This is a genomic window from Planktothrix rubescens CCAP 1459/22 (assembly GCA_904830895.1).
GTDB classification, from domain to species: domain Bacteria; phylum Cyanobacteriota; class Cyanobacteriia; order Cyanobacteriales; family Microcoleaceae; genus Planktothrix; species Planktothrix agardhii.
This window is the reverse complement of the sequence record LR882958.1, coordinates 3,491,677-3,512,184: the sequence shown is the minus strand read 5'-3', so window position 1 is coordinate 3,512,184 and position 20,508 is coordinate 3,491,677. Positions and strand designations below refer to the sequence as shown.

The following is a 20,508-nucleotide window of genomic DNA, read 5'->3' as shown; positions in this document are numbered from 1 at the left end:
CCTGCCCCCCGTGGACGAGGGGTAAAGCGTGACTTTGAATTAGGTTTACTCATAAATCAGGGAAATATTGACTCTAGTTCCCCCCTTTTTAAGGGGGGTTAGGGGCAGGGCTGTTTCAAAGTCAGGTGAAAAAGAGTAAAGAAAGAGCGATCGCCACCTGATAAAATGGAGAGCGATCACCATTTTTTTCTAAAATAAAGATGCTAACAAGTTTAATAGAAAATTTAAAAGAAGTCAAGGATTTCCGAAAAAATCAGGGAAAAAGGTATAGTTTATGGGAAGTGCTATTAGTAGTAGTTTTAGGGGTGATGTCAGGGCATCAAGGATATCGAGAGATGGAATATTTTGTCAAAGCCAACGAAGTTATCCTGAAAAGAACATTCAATATCTATAGCCAAGGAATGCCATCTTATTCAACAATAAGGAGGGTGATGAGAGGAGTAGACGAGAAGGATTTAAGCAAAATAGTAAAAGAATGGTCAAGAGAGAATTCTCCTAAATTAAAGGGAATAGAGGGATTAGCAATAGATGGAAAAAGTTTAAGAAGTACGGTAAAAGACCCAGGCAATCAGCAGCAAAACATGGTAATAATGGTATCTCTATTTAGTCAAGAAACCGGATTAGTATTAGCGACGGAAAAGTTCGAGAGTAAAACCGGTTCAGAACAAGCTGTAGCCCAAGGGATAATAGAAGAATGTGGTCTAAAAGGAAAGTTAATAACTGCGGATGCGTTACATTGTAATGTCACCACAGTCCGAAAGATTATCGAGAGTGAAAACGATTATTTAATCGCGGTTAAAAAGAATCAAATCAAACTGTATAATCAAATTGAAAAAATTACAAAAACGACGAAAGCTGAAAGTATAGATACTCAAAAAGAGAGGGGTCATGGACGAGAAATAACTCGTCGGGTATCAGTGTTTAAAAATTCGATAAAAATTGAAAGCCCTTGGGAACATATTCAAAGTATAATTCAGGTAGAAAGGTGGGGATACAGAGGAAAAAAGCCTTATAGAGAAACGGTTTATTATATAAGTAGTATCTGGGAAAAGGCGGATTTTTTTTCCAAAAAAATTAAAGGGCATTGGGGGATTGAGAATCAAGTTCATTGGGTAAAAGATGTGTTATTTAAAGAGGATAGTATGAAAATTCATCAAGTACAAGCCGCGACTAATTGGGCACTGCTCAACACCCTAGGATTGAATATTTTCAGAGGTTTAGGATTTTTGTCAATAACAGAGGGAAGAAGGTGGTTAGGAAATCATTGGGAGAAATTAGTGGCTATCTCTTAATCCGAAGGTTAAAAATGAAAAAATAGAGCAATTAATTTAGGAAAAATAGATAAAAATCGGGAATGTAAGTCTTACTCCATAGGGAATAAGAATATTTATGCTGCTTAGATAATACCTCCTATAATTAATATTAATATAGCAATTATATGAAATATTAATTATTCGGAAAATAGCTATCATGTTTGAGAATTATGACCCAAAAGTAGGCTATAATTTTCAAACATGAAACAGCCCTGGGGTTAGGGGGGATCAATCTTCAGACTATGACCCCATTAAGCCAGGAGAATCCTAATCCGGTTCCCCCCTTTTTAAGGGGGGTTAGGGGGGATCTAGTGTGTTATAAAAGCATTAACAATTAATTCAAAGCTAACGCTTTTTTCGGTCTTTTGGAAAAAATTCTAATTTCAGTATCCGTATATTCAGGAGTCCAACCTTCGGTTGTGGTGAAATAACGAATCGCTTTAATTCGTCGAGTTTCTGTTAAATAAAACCAATGTTCTGTATGAGCAGGAACATTAATATATTCTTGGGCTTCAACGGTTAATTCCACTTGACTTCCATCGGGACGGATAAAGCCAAATACTCCTTCTCCATCAATAATATAACGAACTTCATTATCAGCATGAATATGACACTGTTCAAATTTTGCTAATAATGTTTCTAGGTTGGGGGTATCGGGGTTAAGCACAATTAAATCACGAGATTGATAACCTGCGGTTTGTTTTAATTCTTCAAAATATTGATCTAGTCCTTGCAGAACTTCTGCTTTTTCGTTATCGTTTAATGCAGGTTGATTCAACAATTTAATCAATTCTGGATCTGTACCCACAGACCAATGGTTTAAATGAATATTCAGACTGGCTAATTCTCGCTGAATTTCATCTAATTCGGTGTAAATTGTCCCATCTTCTAACTGTAAAATTGCCATGCTTCAACTCCGCAGTATGAACTGTTTTTAATCACAAACTATTATATTAGCAAAAAAAATCTGATAGTGATATCCAATCCTAACCGCTAATCTGTAGCTTTCAACAATAAAAACCTTAAATTATACTCGATCTAGGTTCATCTAAAATAAATTATTCCCCTGGTTCCCTGGTTCTACCAGGGAATCCTGTTCAGGAGGCTCTGCCTCCGATGAACAGCAGGCGGAGCCTGATTAGAGTATTGCTAGGTAGAACCTAGCAACAAGAAAATCCAGGGGCGATCGCTTTTCAACTACGTTAAAATAAAATCCTGATCAAGATGTAAGTTATAATCATGACCAAAACTTCGTTAAAAACACTTTATGATATTGATTTTGCACTCTGGATTGCAGATACGATTAATCAGTTAAAATCTCGAAATATTGAAAATTTAGATTGGGACAATTTAATTGAGGAGATCGAATCTTTGGGGAAGCGGGATAAACGGGAATTAGAAAGTCGGTTAACGACGTTGTTTGAAGACGCTTTAAAACGGAATTATGTACTTTTACCAGATTGTTACCGAGGGTGGGAAGTCACAATTAATAGAACTCAATCCAATTTAAGACATATTCTTGCAGATTCACCGAGTTTACGAAACTATTTACGGGAAATTTATTTCAATTGTTATCAGGAATCTTTGGGAAATATGCAAATTGAATATGATGCCGAATTTCCTAATATTTGTCCATTTTCCCAGGATGTAGACACTTTATTAACGGGGAAATTTTGGGAAACACCGCTATAAAAACCCTAATTCAACGATTCTAAAAACGCTTGAACACTCCCATCCGGTTGCAAAATTACACGAATTTTAGGGGTTTTTCCTGACGCCAAGGGAGAAACAAAAGGTTTCCCAATTTCTGGAAAATCCAGTTGTTTTTGACGATTAACCGCAGGTTGACCCACAGGGACAATACTCAGTAAAGAACCATCAGAATTGAGTTTTAAACTATATTGTAAGGTGCGTTGTAAATTTTTAGGAGGATACCATATTTTTTGAAAATAGTTTCTGACTTCACTAACTTGAGGAATTTGATCAAATAGGGTGGTATCCTGTTGACGAGTGGCGGCAATTGTTGGGGGGCGTTTATCCAGTTGAGCCAAATAATTCGGTTCATCTGGGTCGGAATTTTCTGGCGAAGAATTTGAAGAATTTTCCGCAGAAGGTACGTTTAAAATAACCGGAGGAGCCGCATTTTTTAAGGTTGGTAATTCAATAGTTTGGGGTGCAAAAATTACGGGCGGAGATGGGGGCAGCGCTTGGGTGGGAGCCACGGCTAGGCGAGGTGGGGGCGGGGGTACGGTGGCGGTTAAGGGCGGCGGTGCGGGGGGTACAGACCCATCGTTTATCCCTGAGTCCTGGGGAATAATCATGAACTCCCCTGAGCCGGGTTGCAGGTCGGGTATGGCCTGGGGGGTTGCCGGGTTGGGAAAGAGAGGGGCGGGAATGGGAAGGGGGGCGGTATTGACGGGGGGTAAATTGGGAGCGACTTTAATCTGAACAGGGGGTGCAGAGGGGACGGGAAGCGGTGCTAACTTGGGTGGCGGGGGTAAGGGAACCAGATTTGGGGGCGGAATTTTAATGGTTTCTGAGGGTTTGGTGGCGGTTTGATTTTGGGGTTGTCGATAGAGATTTATTAGTTTAATTGTCCCAGTTAAACAGCCAATAGAAATAATAATAAATAAAATTGTTTTTAACCATTCGGGGGTGGTTTTTTCTAGGGATTTTAGATTGGATAAATTTTCGGATTCTGTTATATATTCTTCTAAAGCAGCCGAGAGGTCAAATAGTTGTAAAACGCTGAGATGAATAAATAAGTTAGTAGAGTTTTTAGATAAGTTTCCTAGGAATAAATCATGGTATAATAAGCCATCGGGTTTGATTTTAATTTCTGAGTTAGTTTCGTCAAAAATAACAAATGATGGGGTGTTTTCAGTGGAAGATTTTAGGGAAACTGTTGCGGGTTCACGGGTTGATATTTGGGCAAAATTAAGCAGATTTTGAATATAATTTTTAATGACTTGAGAGAGGGTTTCTAGTTGATTGCGATCGCCTTCAATGGTAATATGATCGGCATCGGGTAAACGGGGATCATCAAAGCAAAGTTTAAATTTAAACTGTTTTAAAATAGGTTGTTGTTTCAGGCGAGATATAAAAGGACGTTTCGCCTGGACTTCTAAGGTACAAGTTGGGGGAGTATAGCGTCGAATAATCATCATAATAAGTTGATCGTTAATGATAGATTAGAATGGAGAATCAATTAATGTTAACCATAATTGTTGATGGCTATTGGGTTTACTATAAAATAATAAGTCAATTAGTAATTTAATCGCTAGGGTGTCAAGGTCTAGGGGGGTTTGAGGATGTCGGGTCATCGACTGTTGATAACTTTCGTTAAATGTATCCAAATATTCCCGCAGCAAGGTGACTTGACGAAAATCGTTTTTTTGCTGTGCCATTTGTTCCACTAAACCCAAAGCTCGACGAATTAAAATTTGATCCTGTTGAGCAATATAACAAATAATTGGCACGAGCGATCGCATTTCTTCAAGGGATAAGGGATTTTCTTCTGATTTTTTTTGCAATAATTCAATTCGGTCGGGAACATTAGGCTCTAATTTTAACAGATTTCCTACCTGTAAAATTGTTTCTAAAGGAATACCAATTAAAGCTTCAATTGCCAGTAATAATACCTGAAGTTGAACCGTGATTTTTCCCCTTTGTTCGGGTTTGGGTTCCGGTTCTAAATCATATCTATTTGGATTGGATTTTTGATCATTAATAGAATTTGAATTCAGCATTTTCAAGACCACTTATTATATCCGAGAAGATCCCCCTAAATCCCCCTTAAAAAAGGGGACTTTGAGCTAATTCCTTAAATAAGCAATTGTAACACCAATTCCGCCATCATTAGGCGGTGCTAATTCAAATCGTTCGACTAAAGGATGGGTTGTCAAAAATTCATGAACTCCTTTTCTAAGTTGTCCTGTTCCCTTACCATGAATAATCCAAATTGCTCCAAAATCATGAATTTGACCTAACATTCGATCTAGTTCACTTTCTGCTTCCGAGGTACGTTTTCCCCTTAGATCAATGGTATTGTTAGAAGTTCTAACAATCGGTCTTTCTGGTTTGGTTTCTTTTGCGGGAATGGGTTCTTTTTTATGTTCTTTAGCTTTAGGAATAACAGGTTTTAAACCATCTAAGGATTCAATTTCTCCTAAACTAACGGTCATTTTCATCATCCCAAATCGGACGGTAATTTGACCTTCTGGAGTGGGTTCACTTAAGACTTCTGCGGTTTGACCAAAACGGGGTATTCTAATCCGATCTCCCACCTTGGGTTTAAATTCTGGGGGTAGTTTTGGGGTAGTTTTTTTAGAGGGTAAATACTGCCCGGCAATTTGGTTTAAAGCTTCCGTTGCTTGGCTGGTATCTTGACCCGTTGGTGTCCCCTGTTGTAAGCGATGAATTACTTTGGCAATTTCAGATTTAGCTTGAATTAATGTTTCTTGAATTGCCTTTTCTTGAATTTGTTTTAACTCCCGTTCTCGTTCTTTTAAGTTTGCTGATTTTTGAGCTAATTCCTGATGCAAACGTTCCGTATCTTTTAATAATTGACCTGCGGCTTGAGCTTTGGTTTCCTGTTGACGACGTTGTGCTTCTAACCCGGCAATTACTTGGTTAACTTCCTCGGAACTTTCCCCCACATAACCCGCCGCTTTTTCTATGATTTCTGGGTTTAATCCTAACCGTTTGGCGATAGTTAAGGCATTAGAACGCCCTGGAATGCCCCATAATAATCTATAGGTGGGTTGTAAGGATTGTTCGTCGAATTCAACGGAGGCATTTTCAAATCTTTCATCTTCATATTTTAAGGATTTCAGTTCTCCAAAGTGAGTAGTTGCTATAGTTAATAAAGCATGATCGGCTAGATATTGTAATAAGGCGATCGCTAAGGCACTTCCTTCGGTGGGATCGGTTCCTGCGCCCACTTCATCTAGTAAAATTAAACTAGAAAAACGGTTTTCGGTTTGAGGATTAATCGCTTCTAAGATTCGGCTAATTCTGCGAATATGACCCGAGAAAGTCGAGAGGTTTTGTTCAATGGATTGTTCATCTCCAATATCAGCTAAAACCTGATCAAACCAAGGTATTTCAACGGGTTCTCTAGCGGGAATAAATAACCCAACTTTTGCCATTAATGCCGCTAATCCAATAGTTTTTAAAGTAACGGTTTTGCCTCCGGTATTCGGCCCGGTAATCGCTACAACTCTAATCTTAGGATTAACTATAACATCAATAGGAACAACGGGAAATCCCTGTTCATGTTGTTGTTGCCAAACTAATAAAGGATGGCGGAGTTGTCTTAAATTGATGGAATTTAAGGTTGAATCTTCTGATGATTCTAAATCAATAAAACGGGGAGGATTTGCTTCTAACCACAGACTATAACGAGCTTTAGCAACAGCTAAATCAAGAGTAGTTACAATCATTAATAATCGTTCTAAATCCGGTTTAACTGCCCCAACTTGTTCACTTAATCCCTGTAAAATAATATCTTCTTCGGCTTTTTCTAGCCTTTGAATTTGTCGGAGTTGATTATTAAGATCAATCGTGGCTTTAGGTTCAATATATAAGGTCGCTCCCGTTGTTGAGCTATCATGAACAATCCCAGGAATTACATCTTTTTGAGATGCTTTAACTGGAATTACAAAGCGATCGCTTCTTTGAGTAATTAATTGTTCTTGAACGGCGTTAGATTTGCGTTGAATAATATGTTGCAAAATCTCATAAACCCGATCTCTAATACTTCGTAATTGTCCTCTAATTCCCCCTAATTTAACACTAGCTCGATCTGCAACATCTCCCCGTTCATCAATACAGTGATAAATTTCCTGCTCTAGTTCGGGATAGGTTCTTAATTCTGAGACAAATTCTGTTATAATAGGAATATCGGAATGGTTATTAATAATTCGCCGTAATTGTCTCGCTCCTGCTAAGGTTGTGGCAATCGCTAATAGTTCATTTCCTGATAACATTCCATGGCGTTCTACCCGTTCTAAATAAACACTAATGTCTTCAATTCCTTCAAATTTTAAACCATTTTGTCGCAGTTCTAATTTGTAAGTTTCTTGAGTTTGTGCTAATAATTGCAAAGTTTCTGCGGGAGTTGTCGGAATGTGTAAATGCTGCGCCGCCACAGCAGCCAGTTTTGTCGCCGTAAAGGTGGATAAATGACGACATAACCGTTGCCATTCCAGTAGTTCTAAGGTTTCTGTTTGAATCAATGCCTCAAGATTTAAAAGTGTAATGTTTAAATACTACATCATTGTAACCGTTTTTGGTATTTTCCGCAATCCTCAAATAATCAGTTATCAGATTTAATAGGATTACGCCGATTAACACAGATTAAAATCCGTGAAATCCGTGAAATCCTCTTAAATCCGTGATCATGATTTCAACCTTAAAATTCTCTCAGCAATGGATGGTAAAACAGGCATTACTGATAAGCGATTTCCCCGTTTGACAACGCCAAATTCCTCGGAATTAAAGGTTTGTTTCAGACTCTCCAAACTAATAATAGCAGAAAATTGTTCCAAAAATTCCACTTTTACCGTATACCATCGGGGAGAATTTGGCGTTGCTTGAGGATCAAAATAGGGACTATTAACATCAAATTGGGTCGGGTCAATTTGGTTATTTTCAATAATTTTAGCTAATCCCACAATCCCCGGAGGTTTAGTATTAGAATGATAAAAAAACGCTAAATCTCCGACTTGCATTTGTTGGAGGAAATTTCGAGCTTGATAATTTCTCACCCCATCCCAAATCGAAGTACCATCGCGTTTCAAATCCTCAATACTATACACATCCGGCTCAGATTTAATTAACCAATAATTCATGTTTTTTAACTCTTTAAAGCATTTTCCATGAAGATATCATGGGCGATTAATTCTGGGGTATTTTCTGGCGGATGACGTTGAATATATTGACCATCGGATTGTAAATCCCATGCTTTCCGATTATCCGATAACATAATCCCTAAAATCTCTTGTAACTCCTTAGCAATATCTGGATCTTTTATCGGAGTTACCGCTTCAACCCGGCGATTTAAGTTGCGAGACATCCAATCTGCTGAACCAATATAAACCTCCTCCTGTCCACCATTATAAAAATAGAAAATCCGAGAATGTTCTAAGAATCGTCCGATAATACTAATCACCTTAATATTATCACTAATTCCCTCTAAACCCGGACGCAAACTACAGGTTCCCCGGATAATTAAATCAATCCCAACTCCCGCTTGAGATGCCTCATATAATGTGGCAATAATTTCCGGGTCAACTAAGGAATTAAGTTTAACCACAATTCGCCCGGTTTTCCCTTGATTTGCCTGTTCGATTTCCCGACGAATTAACTCTAAAAATCGTTTTCGCATATTCACCGGAGCAACTAAGAGTTTACGATAGGACTGTTGACGAGAATATCCGGTTAAGAAATTGAATAAATCCGTTAAATCTGCTCCTAAATCTGGACAGGCACTTAATAATCCTAAATCCGTATATAATTTAGCAGTTTTATGATTATAATTTCCCGTGCCAATATGAACATAACGGCGAATTTTATCTTGTTCCTGACGCACGACCATGACAATTTTTGTATGGGTTTTTAAACCCACTAAACCATAAACAACATGAACCCCAGTTTGTTCTAGTTTTTTTGCCCATTGAATATTATTTTCTTCATCAAATCGAGCTTTAAGTTCTACTAAAACCGCAACCTGTTTGCCATTTTCCGCCGCATTAATTAAAGCAGTGATAATCGGAGAATCCCCGGAAGTGCGGTATAATGTCATTTTAATTGCTAAGACATTAGGATCATGGGCTGCTTGATTAATAAACTGTTGAACTGTTGCAGAAAATGAATGGTATGGGTGATGAACTAAGACATCTTTTTGTCGTAAAATCGCAAAAATATCTTTTTCATCTGTTTCTGGATTAGACGCAATAATATCTTCACTCTCTTTCATCCAACGGGGTAAAACAGCAGTCCAAGGTTTATCTTTTAATTCGGGTAAGGGTAAACTGATAAAAGACATTAAATCCCGTAAACCCATCAACCCATCTACGGTATAAATATCTTCAGATTCTAACTCTAATTCATTTACCAATAAATCGCGTAAATAGTCCGGGATTGAACTATTAATTTCCAGACGCACCACAGACCCACCGACTCGACGTTTGCGTAATTCTTGTTCAATTGCTAATAATAAATCATCCGCCTCATCTTCTTGCACGGCTAAATCAGCATCGCGGGTAATCCTAAAAATATAATAATCTTGAATATCCATTCCTGGGAATAGGGATTCTAAATTATGGGCAATTACTTGACCAATAGGAATACCAACCCAAGGAGAAAATTCTCCATTTTCTTGGACTCGTAATTCCTTGGGTAAGGAAATAAATCGAGGTAAAGAACTCGGAACTTTTACCCGGGCAAATAATTCTTCTTTGGTTTCAGGATTTTTGAGAACAACGGCTAAATTTAAACTCAGATTAGATAAATAGGGAAAGGGATGGCTACGGTCAATGGCTAAAGGGGTTAAAACTGGAAAAATCCTCTCGTCAAAATAACTTTTTAAATAAGTTCGTTGTTCTTGATTCAGATCAATATAACTTAATAAATGAATCCCATTTTTAGCTAATTCTGGTTTAATTTGTTGTTCAAAATATTGGTGCTGTTGAGTAACCATTGGTAACAGTCGTTCATGGATGGCATTTAGTTGTTGTTGTGGAGTCCGACCATCGGCGGTAACTTTATTGACTTGGGCTTCAATTTGTCTCTTAATTCCAGCTACTCGCACCATAAAAAATTCGTCTAAATTAGAACTAAAAATAGCTATGAATTTTAACCTTTCTAACAGAGGATTTTGAGGATCTAAGGCTTCTGCTAAGACCCGACGGTTAAATTCTAACCAACTAAGTTCCCGACTCAAATAATATTGGGGATCTTGAAGATTAATGTCTTTAGTAATTTTTGGCTCTGTTTTTTTAGCTTTGGACATAATTTGAGGCTAGGTAGGTGGATGTAAGTTATACTCGATCTCTATTGTAATTCTAAATGGTTAAAATTGGAAAAAATTTAGTCAATATTGAGAAATTGGGGTAAAATTAAGGTTAACGAATGTTTAAACAGCTTTTTATTAATTATTGATTCAGATAAATTGGTTTTGAAAAAAATACTTAATATAGTAAGTTTAAATTAATCAAGATCCCCAATGCTAACAAGCCGATCAGTGGCGGTGATTTTGAGCTAAAATTACACAAATTGCCCTAGTCGAAGTACCATAGAAATTAGGGTTAATTGATGCGTTGGCGGAGGACAAAATGGCAGTTAAATTGGAACGCCCAATTTTAATTGGGGGGGTCGGACTTTCTTTCGGTCTATGGTTGTTGGAAAGTGTTCAGCATTCAGCTTCTGAACTCGGACAAATAGTGCTATTTGGTTTAGCCTTCAGTAGTGCTGGACTGTGGTGGTTTAAGCAACAAAGGACAGAATCCCTGGAATTGTCGCCGCCTCCAGAACCTTTAAATCAGGATAAAGTAGAAAAGGCGATCGCCCAAACTCAAAGTCTGATTGATCGTTTAGCCACAGAATCCCCAACTCAGAATAGCCGTTTAGAGGCCCTAAAACAGCAAGGGGAGCAACTCAACGGCCAACTACAACGCACAGCCCTGCGGGTAGCAATTGCGGGTCACAAAGGTACGGGGAAAACCGCCTTATTACAAAGGTTAGAGTCTGACTGGCTATCCCAACAACCTCAGATATTAAGTTTAACGGAAATTTCCACCCCAGAACTCGATTCTGCCCTCCCCAATTTAATCACGGCGGATGTGGTTTTATTTGTCACCGCCGGAGATTTAACCGATCCTGAGTTTAAAATAATATCGGAATTGGTGGCTAATAACCATCATTTAATTTTAGTCTGGAATAAGCAAGATCAATATTTAATTGGAGATCAACCTGTGATTTTGCAGCAGTTAAAAACCACATTAACGGGGGTATTATCCCCGGATGATATTGTGGCGATCGCAGCTTCTCCCAATCCGGTCAAAGTCCGTCAACATCAAGATGATGGTACAATTCAAGAATGGTTAGAACCCCAATTACCTATCCTTGATTCTGTAGTCAACCGTCTTAATACTATTTTAACTCAAGAACAGCAAAAGTTAGTATTAGCAACAACCTATCGGGAAGCCTTAGAATTGCAACGGCAAGCGAAAGAAATTTTCAATCAATTACGTCGAGAACAGGCTTTACCTCTGATTGAAAAATATCAATGGATTGCGGCGGCAGCAACGGTAGCCAATCCAGTTCCGGCTTTAGATATGTTAGCAACGGCGGCCGTTAATGCCCAATTGGTGATGGATTTAGGGGCGATTTATCAACAGAAATTTTCCCTAAAACAAGGTCAAGAGGTTGCCACAACTATTAGCACCCAGATGTTGAAATTGGGGTTAGTGGAAATCTCTACCCAAACCTTAACCTCCTTATTAAAAACAAATACGGTAACGTTTATGGCGGGAAGTTTGGTACAGGGAGTGAGCGCGGCCTATTTAACCCGAATTGCCGGGTTGAGTTTAATTGAGTATTTCCAAGCCCAGTCCATACTGTTAGAAGCCACCGACAATCCGAGTTTGAATTGGGATAGTCTCAAAAAAACCCTACAAACCGTATTCCAGCAGAATCAACAGGCCAATTTGTTACAGTCCTTTGTTAAACAAGCCATAAACTATCTATCGGTGCAGTTCAAACCCAAGCAAACCGTTGAATCCTCGGCGTCTTAGGTCGTTTTGGTGGTCGTATTTCCCAGTCCTCAAAAAAAACTTTGAGAACTGGGGTTTACATTTCTGAGGTTTATGCTATAGTTAGAAATTGTGACAGACAACGCGGGTGTAGTTTAGTGGTAAAACTATAGCCTTCCAAGCTATTAATGCGGGTTCGATTCCCGCCACCCGCTTCTTCAAATACTACACATAGACAATAGTTAGAACTCCTGCATTATATACGGTGTAGGGGTTTTTACTTAATGTGTAATCCCCTCTTTTTTGAGCAAAGTGCAGTAGTATTTTGCCACTGTAGAGATAAGCACCTAAACAAAATTAATTACAAATCCTCTGCCCTGTGCCCTCCCCCCCTAGCCCCCCGTGCACGGGGGGTTTGGGGGGGCTGTTCCGAGATCCGGCATTCCCTCCCCCCCTAGCCCTGCTTGCACGGGGGGTTTGGGGGGGCTGTTCCGGTGTTCCCTCTCTCAACTAGGTAATTTATTTTGTGCAACTACTTAATACAGGAGACAGGGGGAAAGACCTATATTTAGTTATAAACTCTAACAAAGCATTTTGATTTTTTTCCGTTTTTTCCATCCTAACGACCTACCCGGAATTTTTTGAACTATGGCAAACCCTACTGTAGATAGAGAAACAAATCAATCTCAATCTCCTTCATCCTGGCATAATGTCTCCTCGAAGCCATTGCCCTTTTGGGTGCGTCGATGGGGGGCGTTTGTGGCGGAAGTATCCTTAGTGGCGGCGAGTGGGTTAATTCCTTTTACCCTGGGCTCTGTCTTTAACCGCAGTCCCCAACCGGTGCCTCTGAATCCGGTGGTGCGAGTCACTTCGGAAACCGTTGCGGCTACTTTGGGAATTCCTGTACGCGATCGCAGTCCCCAGGTAGCCCCATTAACCAATCTATTTTGGTCAGGTGCGCTACTTCTGCCCCTAGTGGTGGGAGGATGGCAATTTTATTTGTTAGCTAAACGGGGTCAAACCTTACCCAAACTTTGGTTTGGAGTTCAGGTCGTGAGTCCTAATGGTTCAGCCCCGGGATGGGGACGGGCATTTCGTCGAGAATTAATTGGTCGTTGGGGTATCCCCCTGGGCATTGCCTACGGTCTTTGGCAAGTGACGGGAGCCTATCCTAATTTATTAATTTTAGGGGTTTTATCTAGTGCGACTTTCCTCGGAGATGCTCTGATTGCGAAACGATTTCAAGGTCGGACGGGACATGATTTATTAGCAGGAACTTTGGTACAGGACGTTCCTAGAATCTTGGTGTTTAACCCCTTTACAAATTACGATTGGGTGAATGAAGATAATGCGGTTCATAGCCTAGTTATCAGTACGGAAACACCAAAACTGGAGTTTAATTTATGGGCATGGATGCGTCAACATCCTGGTTTAACTTTAGTTATTGTTAGTAGTGCTAGTCTGGTGGCGGTATTAGGAACTTTTGTTGGTACTCAAATTTATATTCAAAACCAAGCTAACCGTCGGGAATTTCAACAACAAGATAATCAGGTTTTTCTAGCTTTAGTTAATAAATTATCCCCCAATGCTGCCACGGATGTTACCCAAAAACGCGGGGCAATTTTAGCGTTAGGGGCGATTAAAGATCCCCGGGCAATTCCCCTATTAGTGGACGTATTAGCTCAGGAAGAAAACCCTGTCTTAATTGATGTAACTCAACAAGCCTTGGTGAGTACCGGGCCTGAAGCCTTACCCCATTTAAGACGATTAAATCAAGCCCTAAAAAATGATTTAGATTCGATGAAGTTTGGGGCAGAAAACAAAGAAAAACAGTTGGCAGGGCGAAGACTACAAGCAACTCAAAGAGCGATCTCTAAAATTCTAAAAGTTTATGGGGGATTTATCCATAATACTGATTTAAGTCGGATTGATTTAGGCCAAAATTTAACCCCGCCGATGCAATTTACCTTGGTTTTAGAACAAACGGATTTATCAGGAATTAGCTTTAAAAACACGAACCTCAATCAAGCTAATTTAAAAAATAGTCGCTTCGCCAGTCCAGGGAATGATGAACGATTAGAAACCTTCGATGATTGGATTTCTGATTTAAGTGGCGCGGATTTAACCGAGGCTGATTTAACCGGAGCTTTCTTGAGTAATACCCTATTAAAATATACTAATTTTTTAAAGGCAAATCTGAATAAAGCCAATTTATCTAAAGCCGATTTAACCGGAGCTAATTTCAGCAACGCTCAATTATTAGGTTCCAATTTACAACAAGCTAACCTCACCGATGCTAAATTCACCGGGGCGGAATTAGCCAGTGCTGATTTGTCTAACGCTAATTTAAAAAAGGCTCGTTTTACTGAAGCTAAAGCCCCAGGTGCAAATTTTCAAGGAGGAGATTTAAGACAAACTAACTTTAAAAATGCCGATGTTTCTGCGGTAAATTTCTCAGGAATAAATGCACAAGGGACAGATTTTAGCTCCGCTAAACTTACGGGTTCAAATTTTAAAAATTCCCGATTGCAAGATGCTAATTTCAAAAGTGCTAATTTAAGTTTAGTTAATTTTCAAGGAGCAAAATTAGACGGAACTAATTTTAAAGGAGCAATTTTTGTTGCCTCTCAACCAAATAAAGCTGATCAATTTATTGCTAAATCCGATGAAACGGTTCAATCCATCCGTCTGAAAAAGGTGGATTTTAGTAATTCCCTTAATTTGGATTCTAACCAAATTCAATATATCTGCTCTCAAGGCGGTATTCACCCCGACTGTCCCTCCGCAAAAGGCAAAAAATAGGACAAGGTGATTATAGGGAAGGGGAGAGACGAGGGTGAACGGTCAAACCTCAACAGTCAACCCCCTTCAGTGGTAAGCTAAGGATTGGCCTAAAAACTTTTTTAAACTTTAGTAACGTTAAAATGACCGAATCGACCCAAGTTCCCTATTTGTTGCGTGCTACTCGTGGTGAAAAACTAGATCGTCCCCCCGTATGGATGATGCGCCAGGCGGGTCGCTATATGAAAGCCTATCGTGATCTGCGAGAAAAATATCCTTCCTTCCGTGACCGATCTGAAAAAACGGATATTGCTGTTGAGATTTCCCTCCAACCTTTCCGGGCTTTTCAACCAGATGGGGTGATTTTGTTTTCTGATATTCTAACGCCTTTACCTGGAATTGGGATTGATTTTGATATTATCGAAAGCAAAGGGCCGATTATTAATCCTCCCATTCGTAGTTTAGAACAAATTGAAAAACTGCATCCAATTGAACCGGAAGAAAAACTTCCTTTTATTCGAGAAATTCTGCAAACTTTGCGTCGGGAAGTAGGAAATCAAGCCACTGTATTAGGGTTTGTGGGTGCTCCTTGGACGTTGGCGGCCTATGCGGTTGAAGGTAAGAGTTCTAAGGATTATGCGATTATTAAAAAAATGGCATTTTGTGAGCCTTTAATTCTGCATAAATTCTTAGAAAAAATTGCCGATGCGATCGCTATTTATGTCCGTTATCAAATTGATTCCGGGGCTCAAGTAATTCAAATGTTTGATTCTTGGGCGGGTCAATTAAGTCCCCAAGATTATGATGTTTTTGCCCTTCCCTATCAAAAACGGGTGGTTGATCAAGTTAGACAAACCCACCCTGATACGCCTTTAATTCTTTATATTAGTGGCGGTTCGGGATTATTAGAACGGATGGCTAAAACTGGGTTTGATTTTATTAGTGTAGACTGGATGGTTGATATGGCTGATGCACGTCAACGTCTGGGTCAAAATATTGGGGTTCAGGGTAATCTTGATCCCTGTATTTTATTCGGGTCTAAAGAAAATATCCGGGATCGGATTTTAGATACCATTAGAAAAGCAGGAAATCAAGGGCATATCCTCAATTTAGGGCATGGTGTTCTCCAAAATACTCCAGAAGAAAACGTTGCCTATTTCTTTGAAACGGCAAAACAAGCGGATCAATTATTAAAAGGTTAATCCTTAATTCTGTTGTTGCGCCGTTGTTGCGCCGTTGTTGCGCTTAAGCGCATCTAGGGTTGGGTTTCCCCACCCTAGAAATCCCATATTGGAAGTTTTTGGTATTGTTGATTTTCTGAAAAAAACACAAAGACACGAAGACACAAAGAGGATATATTCAAGATTTATAGAGGTTGTAGGGGAGAGTTCAAATCAATCTTGAATACCCCCACCAACAAATTAACTAAACCCGCCTAATTATTAATAATATGAAAAAACGAATTTTTGTTACTGGTGCGAGTGGTTGTATTGGTCATTATCTTGTCGAAAAACTAATTCAAAATACCGAAGATGAATTATTTCTACTCGTCAGAAATCCCGAAAAATTAGGATTTGATTATCAGAGTCGTCCGGGTATTCATATTATTCAGGGGGATTTAAGAGAAATTGATCAATTCAAAGATTTATTACCTACAATTAATACGGTGATTTTAATTGCTACCGCTTGGGGAGGATATCAAGAGGTTTTAGAGGTTAATGTTAAGGCAAATTTGGAGTTAGTGAAATTATTAAATCCTCAAATTTGCGAACAAATTTTATATTTTTCAACCGCTAGTATTTTAGATAGAAATAATAATTTATTACCCGAAGCGGGAGAAATTGGCACGGATTATATTAGAACTAAATATGAATGTTTACAGGAATTATTAAAAATAGCTCCTAATTTACCGCATTTAAGGGTATTATTTCCGACTTTAGTTTTAGGGGGAGAACCCAATAAACCCTATTCCCATTTGTCTGGGGGTATTTCTGATGTGGTGAAATGGATGAATTTAATTCGTTGGTTTCAAGCAGATTCGAGTTTTCATTTTATTCATTCTGCCGATATTGCTCAAGTAGTGTATTATTTGGTTAATCATCCTCCAATTTCTCAAGAAACGGAACAATTTGTTTTAGGAAATCCGGCAATTACTTTAAATCAATTGGTAGAAACAGCTTGTGAATATTACCATAAACGGATTTATTTTAGGTTTAATTTATCTCCGGGTTTGGCTAACTTTTTTATCTGGTTATTTAGAATCCAAATGGCAGATTGGGATCGTTTTTGCTTAGATTATCGCCATTTTAATTATCAAAATCCTATCCATCCTGGGGTTTATGATTTACCAGCCCATTGTTCAACTTTTACGGATGTTTTAAAATTAAGTTAGGATAGGGATTAGGGGGTTAATTTTTTTAATTAGAGGTTTTAGGATGCGCTTAAGCGCAACAACGGGTTTTTGATATAAGAGGAGAACTAATTATGTTGGCGAGTAAACTAGAAACTTTACTTAATCCTGATGAAAACCTACCAGGTTCAGAAGTTCGTTATATCACGGATAAGGTGAGTTGGGAATATTATGAAACCCTATTAACTCAATTAGGGGATAGTTTGGAATTTCGCTTAACCTATTTGGATGGAATTTTAGAAATTATGTCACCAAGTCGCAACCATGAAAGGATTAAAACCCAAATTGGAACCCTTTTAGAAATCTATTTTTTGGAAACAGATACGGAATATTATCCCACAGGTTCGATGACGTTGCGAAACCCAGAACAACGTGGGGGAACCGAACCCGATGAAAGTTATTGTATTGGAAGTAATCAGGAAATTCCTGATTTAGCAATTGAAGTTGTAATTACCAGTGGGGGAATTAATCGTTTAGAAGTTTATCAAAGATTGGGAGTCCGTGAGGTTTGGTTTTGGCAAAATAATCGGTTTTTAGTTTATCATTTTCGGTCTGAAAATGTCAAACAATTTCAGCAAACATCAGGGTATGAATTAATCAATAATAGTGAAATTCTTCCCGATATCAATTTAACAATATTAGCAGAATATGTACAACATCCTAATCCTTTAGTTGCCGCCAAATCATTTCGCCAAACCTTAAATCAATAATTATAGTGCTTCGCGCAACAACGGGTTTTTGATTTAATTTTTTTAAATAGGAGAAATAACTATGTTAGCTAATCAACTGGAAACTTTACTTAATCCTGATGAAAACCTGCAAGATTCAGAAGTTCGTTATATCACGGATAAGGTGAGTTGGGAATATTATGAAACCCTATTAACTCAATTAGGGGATAGTTTGGAATTTCGCTTAACCTATTTGGATGGAATTTTAGAAGTTATGTCACCAAGTCGCAACCATGAAAGGATTAAAACTCTAATTGGAGATTTATTACTGATTTATTTTTTGGAAACGGATACGGAATATTATCCCACAGGTTCGATGACATTGCGAAACCCAGAACAACGTGGGGGAACCGAACCCGATGAAAGTTATTGTATTGGAAGTAATCAGGAAATTCCTGATTTAGCAATTGAAGTTGTAATTACCAGTGGGGGAATTAATCGTTTAGAAGTTTATCAAAGATTGGGAGTCCGTGAAGTTTGGTTTTGGCAAAATAATCGGTTTTTAGTTTATCATTTTCGGTCTGAAAATGTCGAACAATTTCAGCAAACATCAGGCTATGAATTAATCAATAATAGTGAAATTCTCCCCGATATCAATTTAACAATATTGGCAGAATATGTACAACATCCTAATCCTTTAGTTGCCGCCAAATCATTTCGCCAAACCTTAAATCAGTAATTATAGCGCTTCGCGCAACAACGGGTTTTTAATAGGATTTTTTTAAAATTGCAGGAGCGACTAAATTAGTTAACAAATTCTCTTAGTGAAGATTCCCAGCCAGAGCGTCGATCTGATGAAGCTATTGCTATCTTTATTCCTAAGCGCAATATTGAGACTTGGATACATTTCTTGCAAGGAGAAGTTGTTAATGATTGGAATTTTATCGCTATTTTTATCGGCTATAAAGTTGATTTAACTTGAATAAGCGATCGCTTAATTCCTGAGTTAATAATTCTGAACTTTGATAACGCCAGCGCCAATTTCCATGATTATGACTCGGATCATTCATTCTGGCATCATGCCCTAAATTAAGAATATCTTGGAGAGGAATAATCGCTAAACTGGCAAGGGAACTTAAGGCTAAACGAATTAACACCCAGTTAATATTAGTGATTTCATCGGGAGAAGCATAACCCAAATATTCAGCAAAATGTTGTTTTTCTGCGGTACTGGCAGTTTCCCACCAACCGATAGCCGTATCATTATCATGGGTTCCTGTATAAACCAAACAATTTTGAATATAATGATGGGGAAGATAAACATTATTGGCATCCCCACCAAAAGCAAATTGTAAAATTTTCATTCCTGGGAAATTATAATGATCTCGCAATTGTTCCACTTCTGGGGTAATAATTCCCAAATCTTCTGCTAAAACTGGTAAATCTCCTAACTGTTGTTTGAGGGTATCAAAAAATTCATAACCTGGTGCTTTAATCCATTCACCCTTAATCGCATTTTTTTCGTAACCAGGAACCCGCCAATAGGCTTCAAAGGCTCGAAAATGGTCAATCCGAACATAATCTGCATATTCCAAGGTAGCTTTAAATCGTTCAATCCACCAAGCAAATTTTGTGTTTTTTAGTTCCTCCCAATTATAAATTGGATTCCCCCATAATTGTCCGGTTTCACTAAAGAAATCCGGGGGAACTCCGGCAATATAAATGGGTTCTAAAGTTTCAGAATCTAGTTGAAATAAATTAGGATTTGACCAAACTTCGACACTATTATAACATACATAAATAGAAATATCTCCAATAATTTTTATTCCTTTTTTATTGGCATATTGACGCAATTTTTCCCATTGTTTGAAAAAGATAAATTGCAGAAATTTTTGATAAGCTATGGCTTCTTTTAATTCTTCGGTTTTGACTTTTAACGCATCGGGATCTCGATGGGCTAAAGCGGGTTCCCAATTATTCCAGCTTTGACCCCCATGGGCTTCTAATAAAGCCATAAATAGGGCATAATCATTTAACCAAGAAGCGTGTTTTTGACAAAATTTTTCAAAGCCAGGAGAAGGGTGTTGGTCTAATTGTTCTTGAAAGCGAGTGTAGGCTTTTTTGAGATATAAGGTTTTGTGGGGAATAACCGCTTCAAAATCAACCTTGTTAGAGTCTCTCTCTTCTAAGGGAATAATTTCTTCAGCTTCTAATAATCTTTCTTGGGCTAATTCTTCCAAACTAATCATTAACGGATTACCCGCAAAGGTACTATAATTCATAATATAAGGAGAATGTTCTTCACCTGTTGGCCCCAGGGGTAATATCTGCCAAAATTTATAACCACTTTGTTGTAAAAAATCAATAAATTCATAAGCGGATTTTCCTAGGTCTCCAATTCCATGTTGACTGGGAAAAGAAGTAGGATGAAGTAAAATCCCACTAGAACGTTGAAATAACATGGTCATATTAGGCTAATTTTTTATTTTTACGAAATTACCATAAATTAAAACCCATTGCATCTTTCTAAAGATAGGGAACTGCTGAAAAATGTTAGGCTTTGACAAAAATAGTTCTAA

At 38.3% G+C, this 20,508-nt stretch carries 15 protein-coding genes and 1 tRNA gene; 9 read left to right on the top strand and 7 right to left on the bottom strand.

Translation table 11 applies throughout. The annotated features are described in order from the left end of the window. The first annotated feature begins 200 nt into the window (after positions 1 to 200). Positions 201 to 1,292, top strand: coding sequence for an ISAs1-like element ISPlr1 family transposase (locus tag NMG86_RS16435; protein WP_026795269.1), 1,092 nt, complete (start codon positions 201 to 203; stop codon positions 1,290 to 1,292). Between the two features lie 355 nt (positions 1,293 to 1,647). Here the strand turns inward: NMG86_RS16435 and NMG86_RS16430 are convergent, their stop codons facing one another. Further along, on the bottom strand, positions 1,648 to 2,220 hold the full coding sequence (locus NMG86_RS16430; protein WP_026798089.1) for a 1,2-dihydroxy-3-keto-5-methylthiopentene dioxygenase: 573 nt from the start codon (positions 2,218 to 2,220) through the stop codon (positions 1,648 to 1,650). Between the two features lie 332 nt (positions 2,221 to 2,552). On the opposite strand from NMG86_RS16430, the gene NMG86_RS16425 reads away from it, so the two are divergent. Continuing rightward, positions 2,553 to 3,005, top strand: a complete 453-nt coding sequence (locus tag NMG86_RS16425; RefSeq protein WP_026798088.1) for a DUF29 domain-containing protein — start codon at positions 2,553 to 2,555, stop codon at positions 3,003 to 3,005. A 5-nt stretch (positions 3,006 to 3,010) separates the two neighbouring features. Here NMG86_RS16425 and NMG86_RS16420 read toward each other — a convergent pair whose 3' ends face one another. From NMG86_RS16420 to ppk1, 5 genes are all read right to left on the bottom strand, one after another. Beyond that, positions 3,011 to 4,480, bottom strand: a complete 1,470-nt coding sequence (locus NMG86_RS16420; RefSeq protein ID WP_026798087.1) for a DUF4335 domain-containing protein — start codon at positions 4,478 to 4,480, stop codon at positions 3,011 to 3,013. 24 nt (positions 4,481 to 4,504) lie between these two features. Further along, positions 4,505 to 5,062, bottom strand: coding sequence for a DUF3038 domain-containing protein (locus NMG86_RS16415; RefSeq protein WP_043938550.1), 558 nt, complete (start codon positions 5,060 to 5,062; stop codon positions 4,505 to 4,507). 66 nt (positions 5,063 to 5,128) lie between these two features. Further along, positions 5,129 to 7,552: an endonuclease MutS2 gene (locus NMG86_RS16410; RefSeq protein ID WP_026798085.1), complete on the bottom strand. Its 2,424-nt coding sequence runs from the start codon at positions 7,550 to 7,552 to the stop codon at positions 5,129 to 5,131. Positions 7,553 to 7,714: 162 nt separating this feature from the next. Next, a complete protein-coding gene (locus NMG86_RS16405; protein ID WP_026798084.1) occupies positions 7,715 to 8,167 on the bottom strand; it encodes an EVE domain-containing protein in 453 nt (150 codons plus the stop codon). 5 nt (positions 8,168 to 8,172) lie between these two features. After that, positions 8,173 to 10,329 carry a polyphosphate kinase 1 gene (gene ppk1, locus NMG86_RS16400; protein WP_026798083.1) on the bottom strand — a complete coding sequence of 719 codons (2,157 nt, stop codon included), beginning with the start codon at positions 10,327 to 10,329 and terminating at the stop codon, positions 8,173 to 8,175. Positions 10,330 to 10,651: 322 nt separating this feature from the next. Between ppk1 and NMG86_RS16395 the strand changes: the two genes are divergently transcribed. From NMG86_RS16395 to NMG86_RS16365, 7 genes are all read left to right on the top strand, one after another. Further along, complete coding sequence (locus NMG86_RS16395; protein ID WP_026786062.1) at positions 10,652 to 12,112, top strand: slr1306 family protein; 1,461 nt, start codon at positions 10,652 to 10,654, stop codon at positions 12,110 to 12,112. Positions 12,113 to 12,214: 102 nt separating this feature from the next. Continuing rightward, positions 12,215 to 12,285: transfer RNA gene (locus NMG86_RS16390), tRNA-Gly, on the top strand. 433 nt (positions 12,286 to 12,718) lie between these two features. Then, positions 12,719 to 14,872: a pentapeptide repeat-containing protein gene (locus NMG86_RS16385; protein WP_026798082.1), complete on the top strand. Its 2,154-nt coding sequence runs from the start codon at positions 12,719 to 12,721 to the stop codon at positions 14,870 to 14,872. 122 nt (positions 14,873 to 14,994) lie between these two features. Beyond that, positions 14,995 to 16,053, top strand: a complete 1,059-nt coding sequence (hemE, locus tag NMG86_RS16380; protein WP_026798081.1) for a uroporphyrinogen decarboxylase — start codon at positions 14,995 to 14,997, stop codon at positions 16,051 to 16,053. A gap of 248 nt (positions 16,054 to 16,301) precedes the next feature. Continuing rightward, complete coding sequence (locus NMG86_RS16375) at positions 16,302 to 17,243, top strand: NAD-dependent epimerase/dehydratase family protein (protein ID WP_026786065.1); 942 nt, start codon at positions 16,302 to 16,304, stop codon at positions 17,241 to 17,243. A 92-nt stretch (positions 17,244 to 17,335) separates the two neighbouring features. Then, positions 17,336 to 17,971: a Uma2 family endonuclease gene (locus tag NMG86_RS16370; RefSeq protein WP_043936902.1), complete on the top strand. Its 636-nt coding sequence runs from the start codon at positions 17,336 to 17,338 to the stop codon at positions 17,969 to 17,971. 61 nt (positions 17,972 to 18,032) lie between these two features. Beyond that, on the top strand, positions 18,033 to 18,668 hold the full coding sequence (locus NMG86_RS16365; RefSeq protein ID WP_026786067.1) for a Uma2 family endonuclease: 636 nt from the start codon (positions 18,033 to 18,035) through the stop codon (positions 18,666 to 18,668). A 214-nt stretch (positions 18,669 to 18,882) separates the two neighbouring features. On the opposite strand, the gene malQ is transcribed toward NMG86_RS16365, so the two are convergent. After that, positions 18,883 to 20,391: a 4-alpha-glucanotransferase gene (malQ, locus tag NMG86_RS16360; protein WP_026798080.1), complete on the bottom strand. Its 1,509-nt coding sequence runs from the start codon at positions 20,389 to 20,391 to the stop codon at positions 18,883 to 18,885. Between the last annotated feature and the right edge of the window lie 117 nt (positions 20,392 to 20,508).

Bases quoted from the DNA above. Each gene is read 5' to 3' on its own strand.
- NMG86_RS16435 (WP_026795269.1), top strand. From the start codon at position 201: ATGCTAACAAGTTTAATAGAAAATTTAAAAGAAGTCAAGGATTTCCGA.
- NMG86_RS16430 (WP_026798089.1), bottom strand. From the start codon at position 2,220: ATGGCAATTTTACAGTTAGAAGATGGGACAATTTACACCGAATTAGAT.
- NMG86_RS16425 (WP_026798088.1), top strand. From the start codon at position 2,553: ATGACCAAAACTTCGTTAAAAACACTTTATGATATTGATTTTGCACTC.
- NMG86_RS16420 (WP_026798087.1), bottom strand. From the start codon at position 4,480: ATGATGATTATTCGACGCTATACTCCCCCAACTTGTACCTTAGAAGTC.
- NMG86_RS16415 (WP_043938550.1), bottom strand. From the start codon at position 5,062: ATGCTGAATTCAAATTCTATTAATGATCAAAAATCCAATCCAAATAGA.
- NMG86_RS16405 (WP_026798084.1), bottom strand. From the start codon at position 8,167: ATGAATTATTGGTTAATTAAATCTGAGCCGGATGTGTATAGTATTGAG.
- ppk1 (WP_026798083.1), bottom strand. From the start codon at position 10,329: ATGTCCAAAGCTAAAAAAACAGAGCCAAAAATTACTAAAGACATTAAT.
- NMG86_RS16395 (WP_026786062.1), top strand. From the start codon at position 10,652: ATGGCAGTTAAATTGGAACGCCCAATTTTAATTGGGGGGGTCGGACTT.
- NMG86_RS16385 (WP_026798082.1), top strand. From the start codon at position 12,719: ATGGCAAACCCTACTGTAGATAGAGAAACAAATCAATCTCAATCTCCT.
- hemE (WP_026798081.1), top strand. From the start codon at position 14,995: ATGACCGAATCGACCCAAGTTCCCTATTTGTTGCGTGCTACTCGTGGT.
- NMG86_RS16375 (WP_026786065.1), top strand. From the start codon at position 16,302: ATGAAAAAACGAATTTTTGTTACTGGTGCGAGTGGTTGTATTGGTCAT.
- NMG86_RS16370 (WP_043936902.1), top strand. From the start codon at position 17,336: ATGTTGGCGAGTAAACTAGAAACTTTACTTAATCCTGATGAAAACCTA.
- NMG86_RS16365 (WP_026786067.1), top strand. From the start codon at position 18,033: ATGTTAGCTAATCAACTGGAAACTTTACTTAATCCTGATGAAAACCTG.
- malQ (WP_026798080.1), bottom strand. From the start codon at position 20,391: ATGTTATTTCAACGTTCTAGTGGGATTTTACTTCATCCTACTTCTTTT.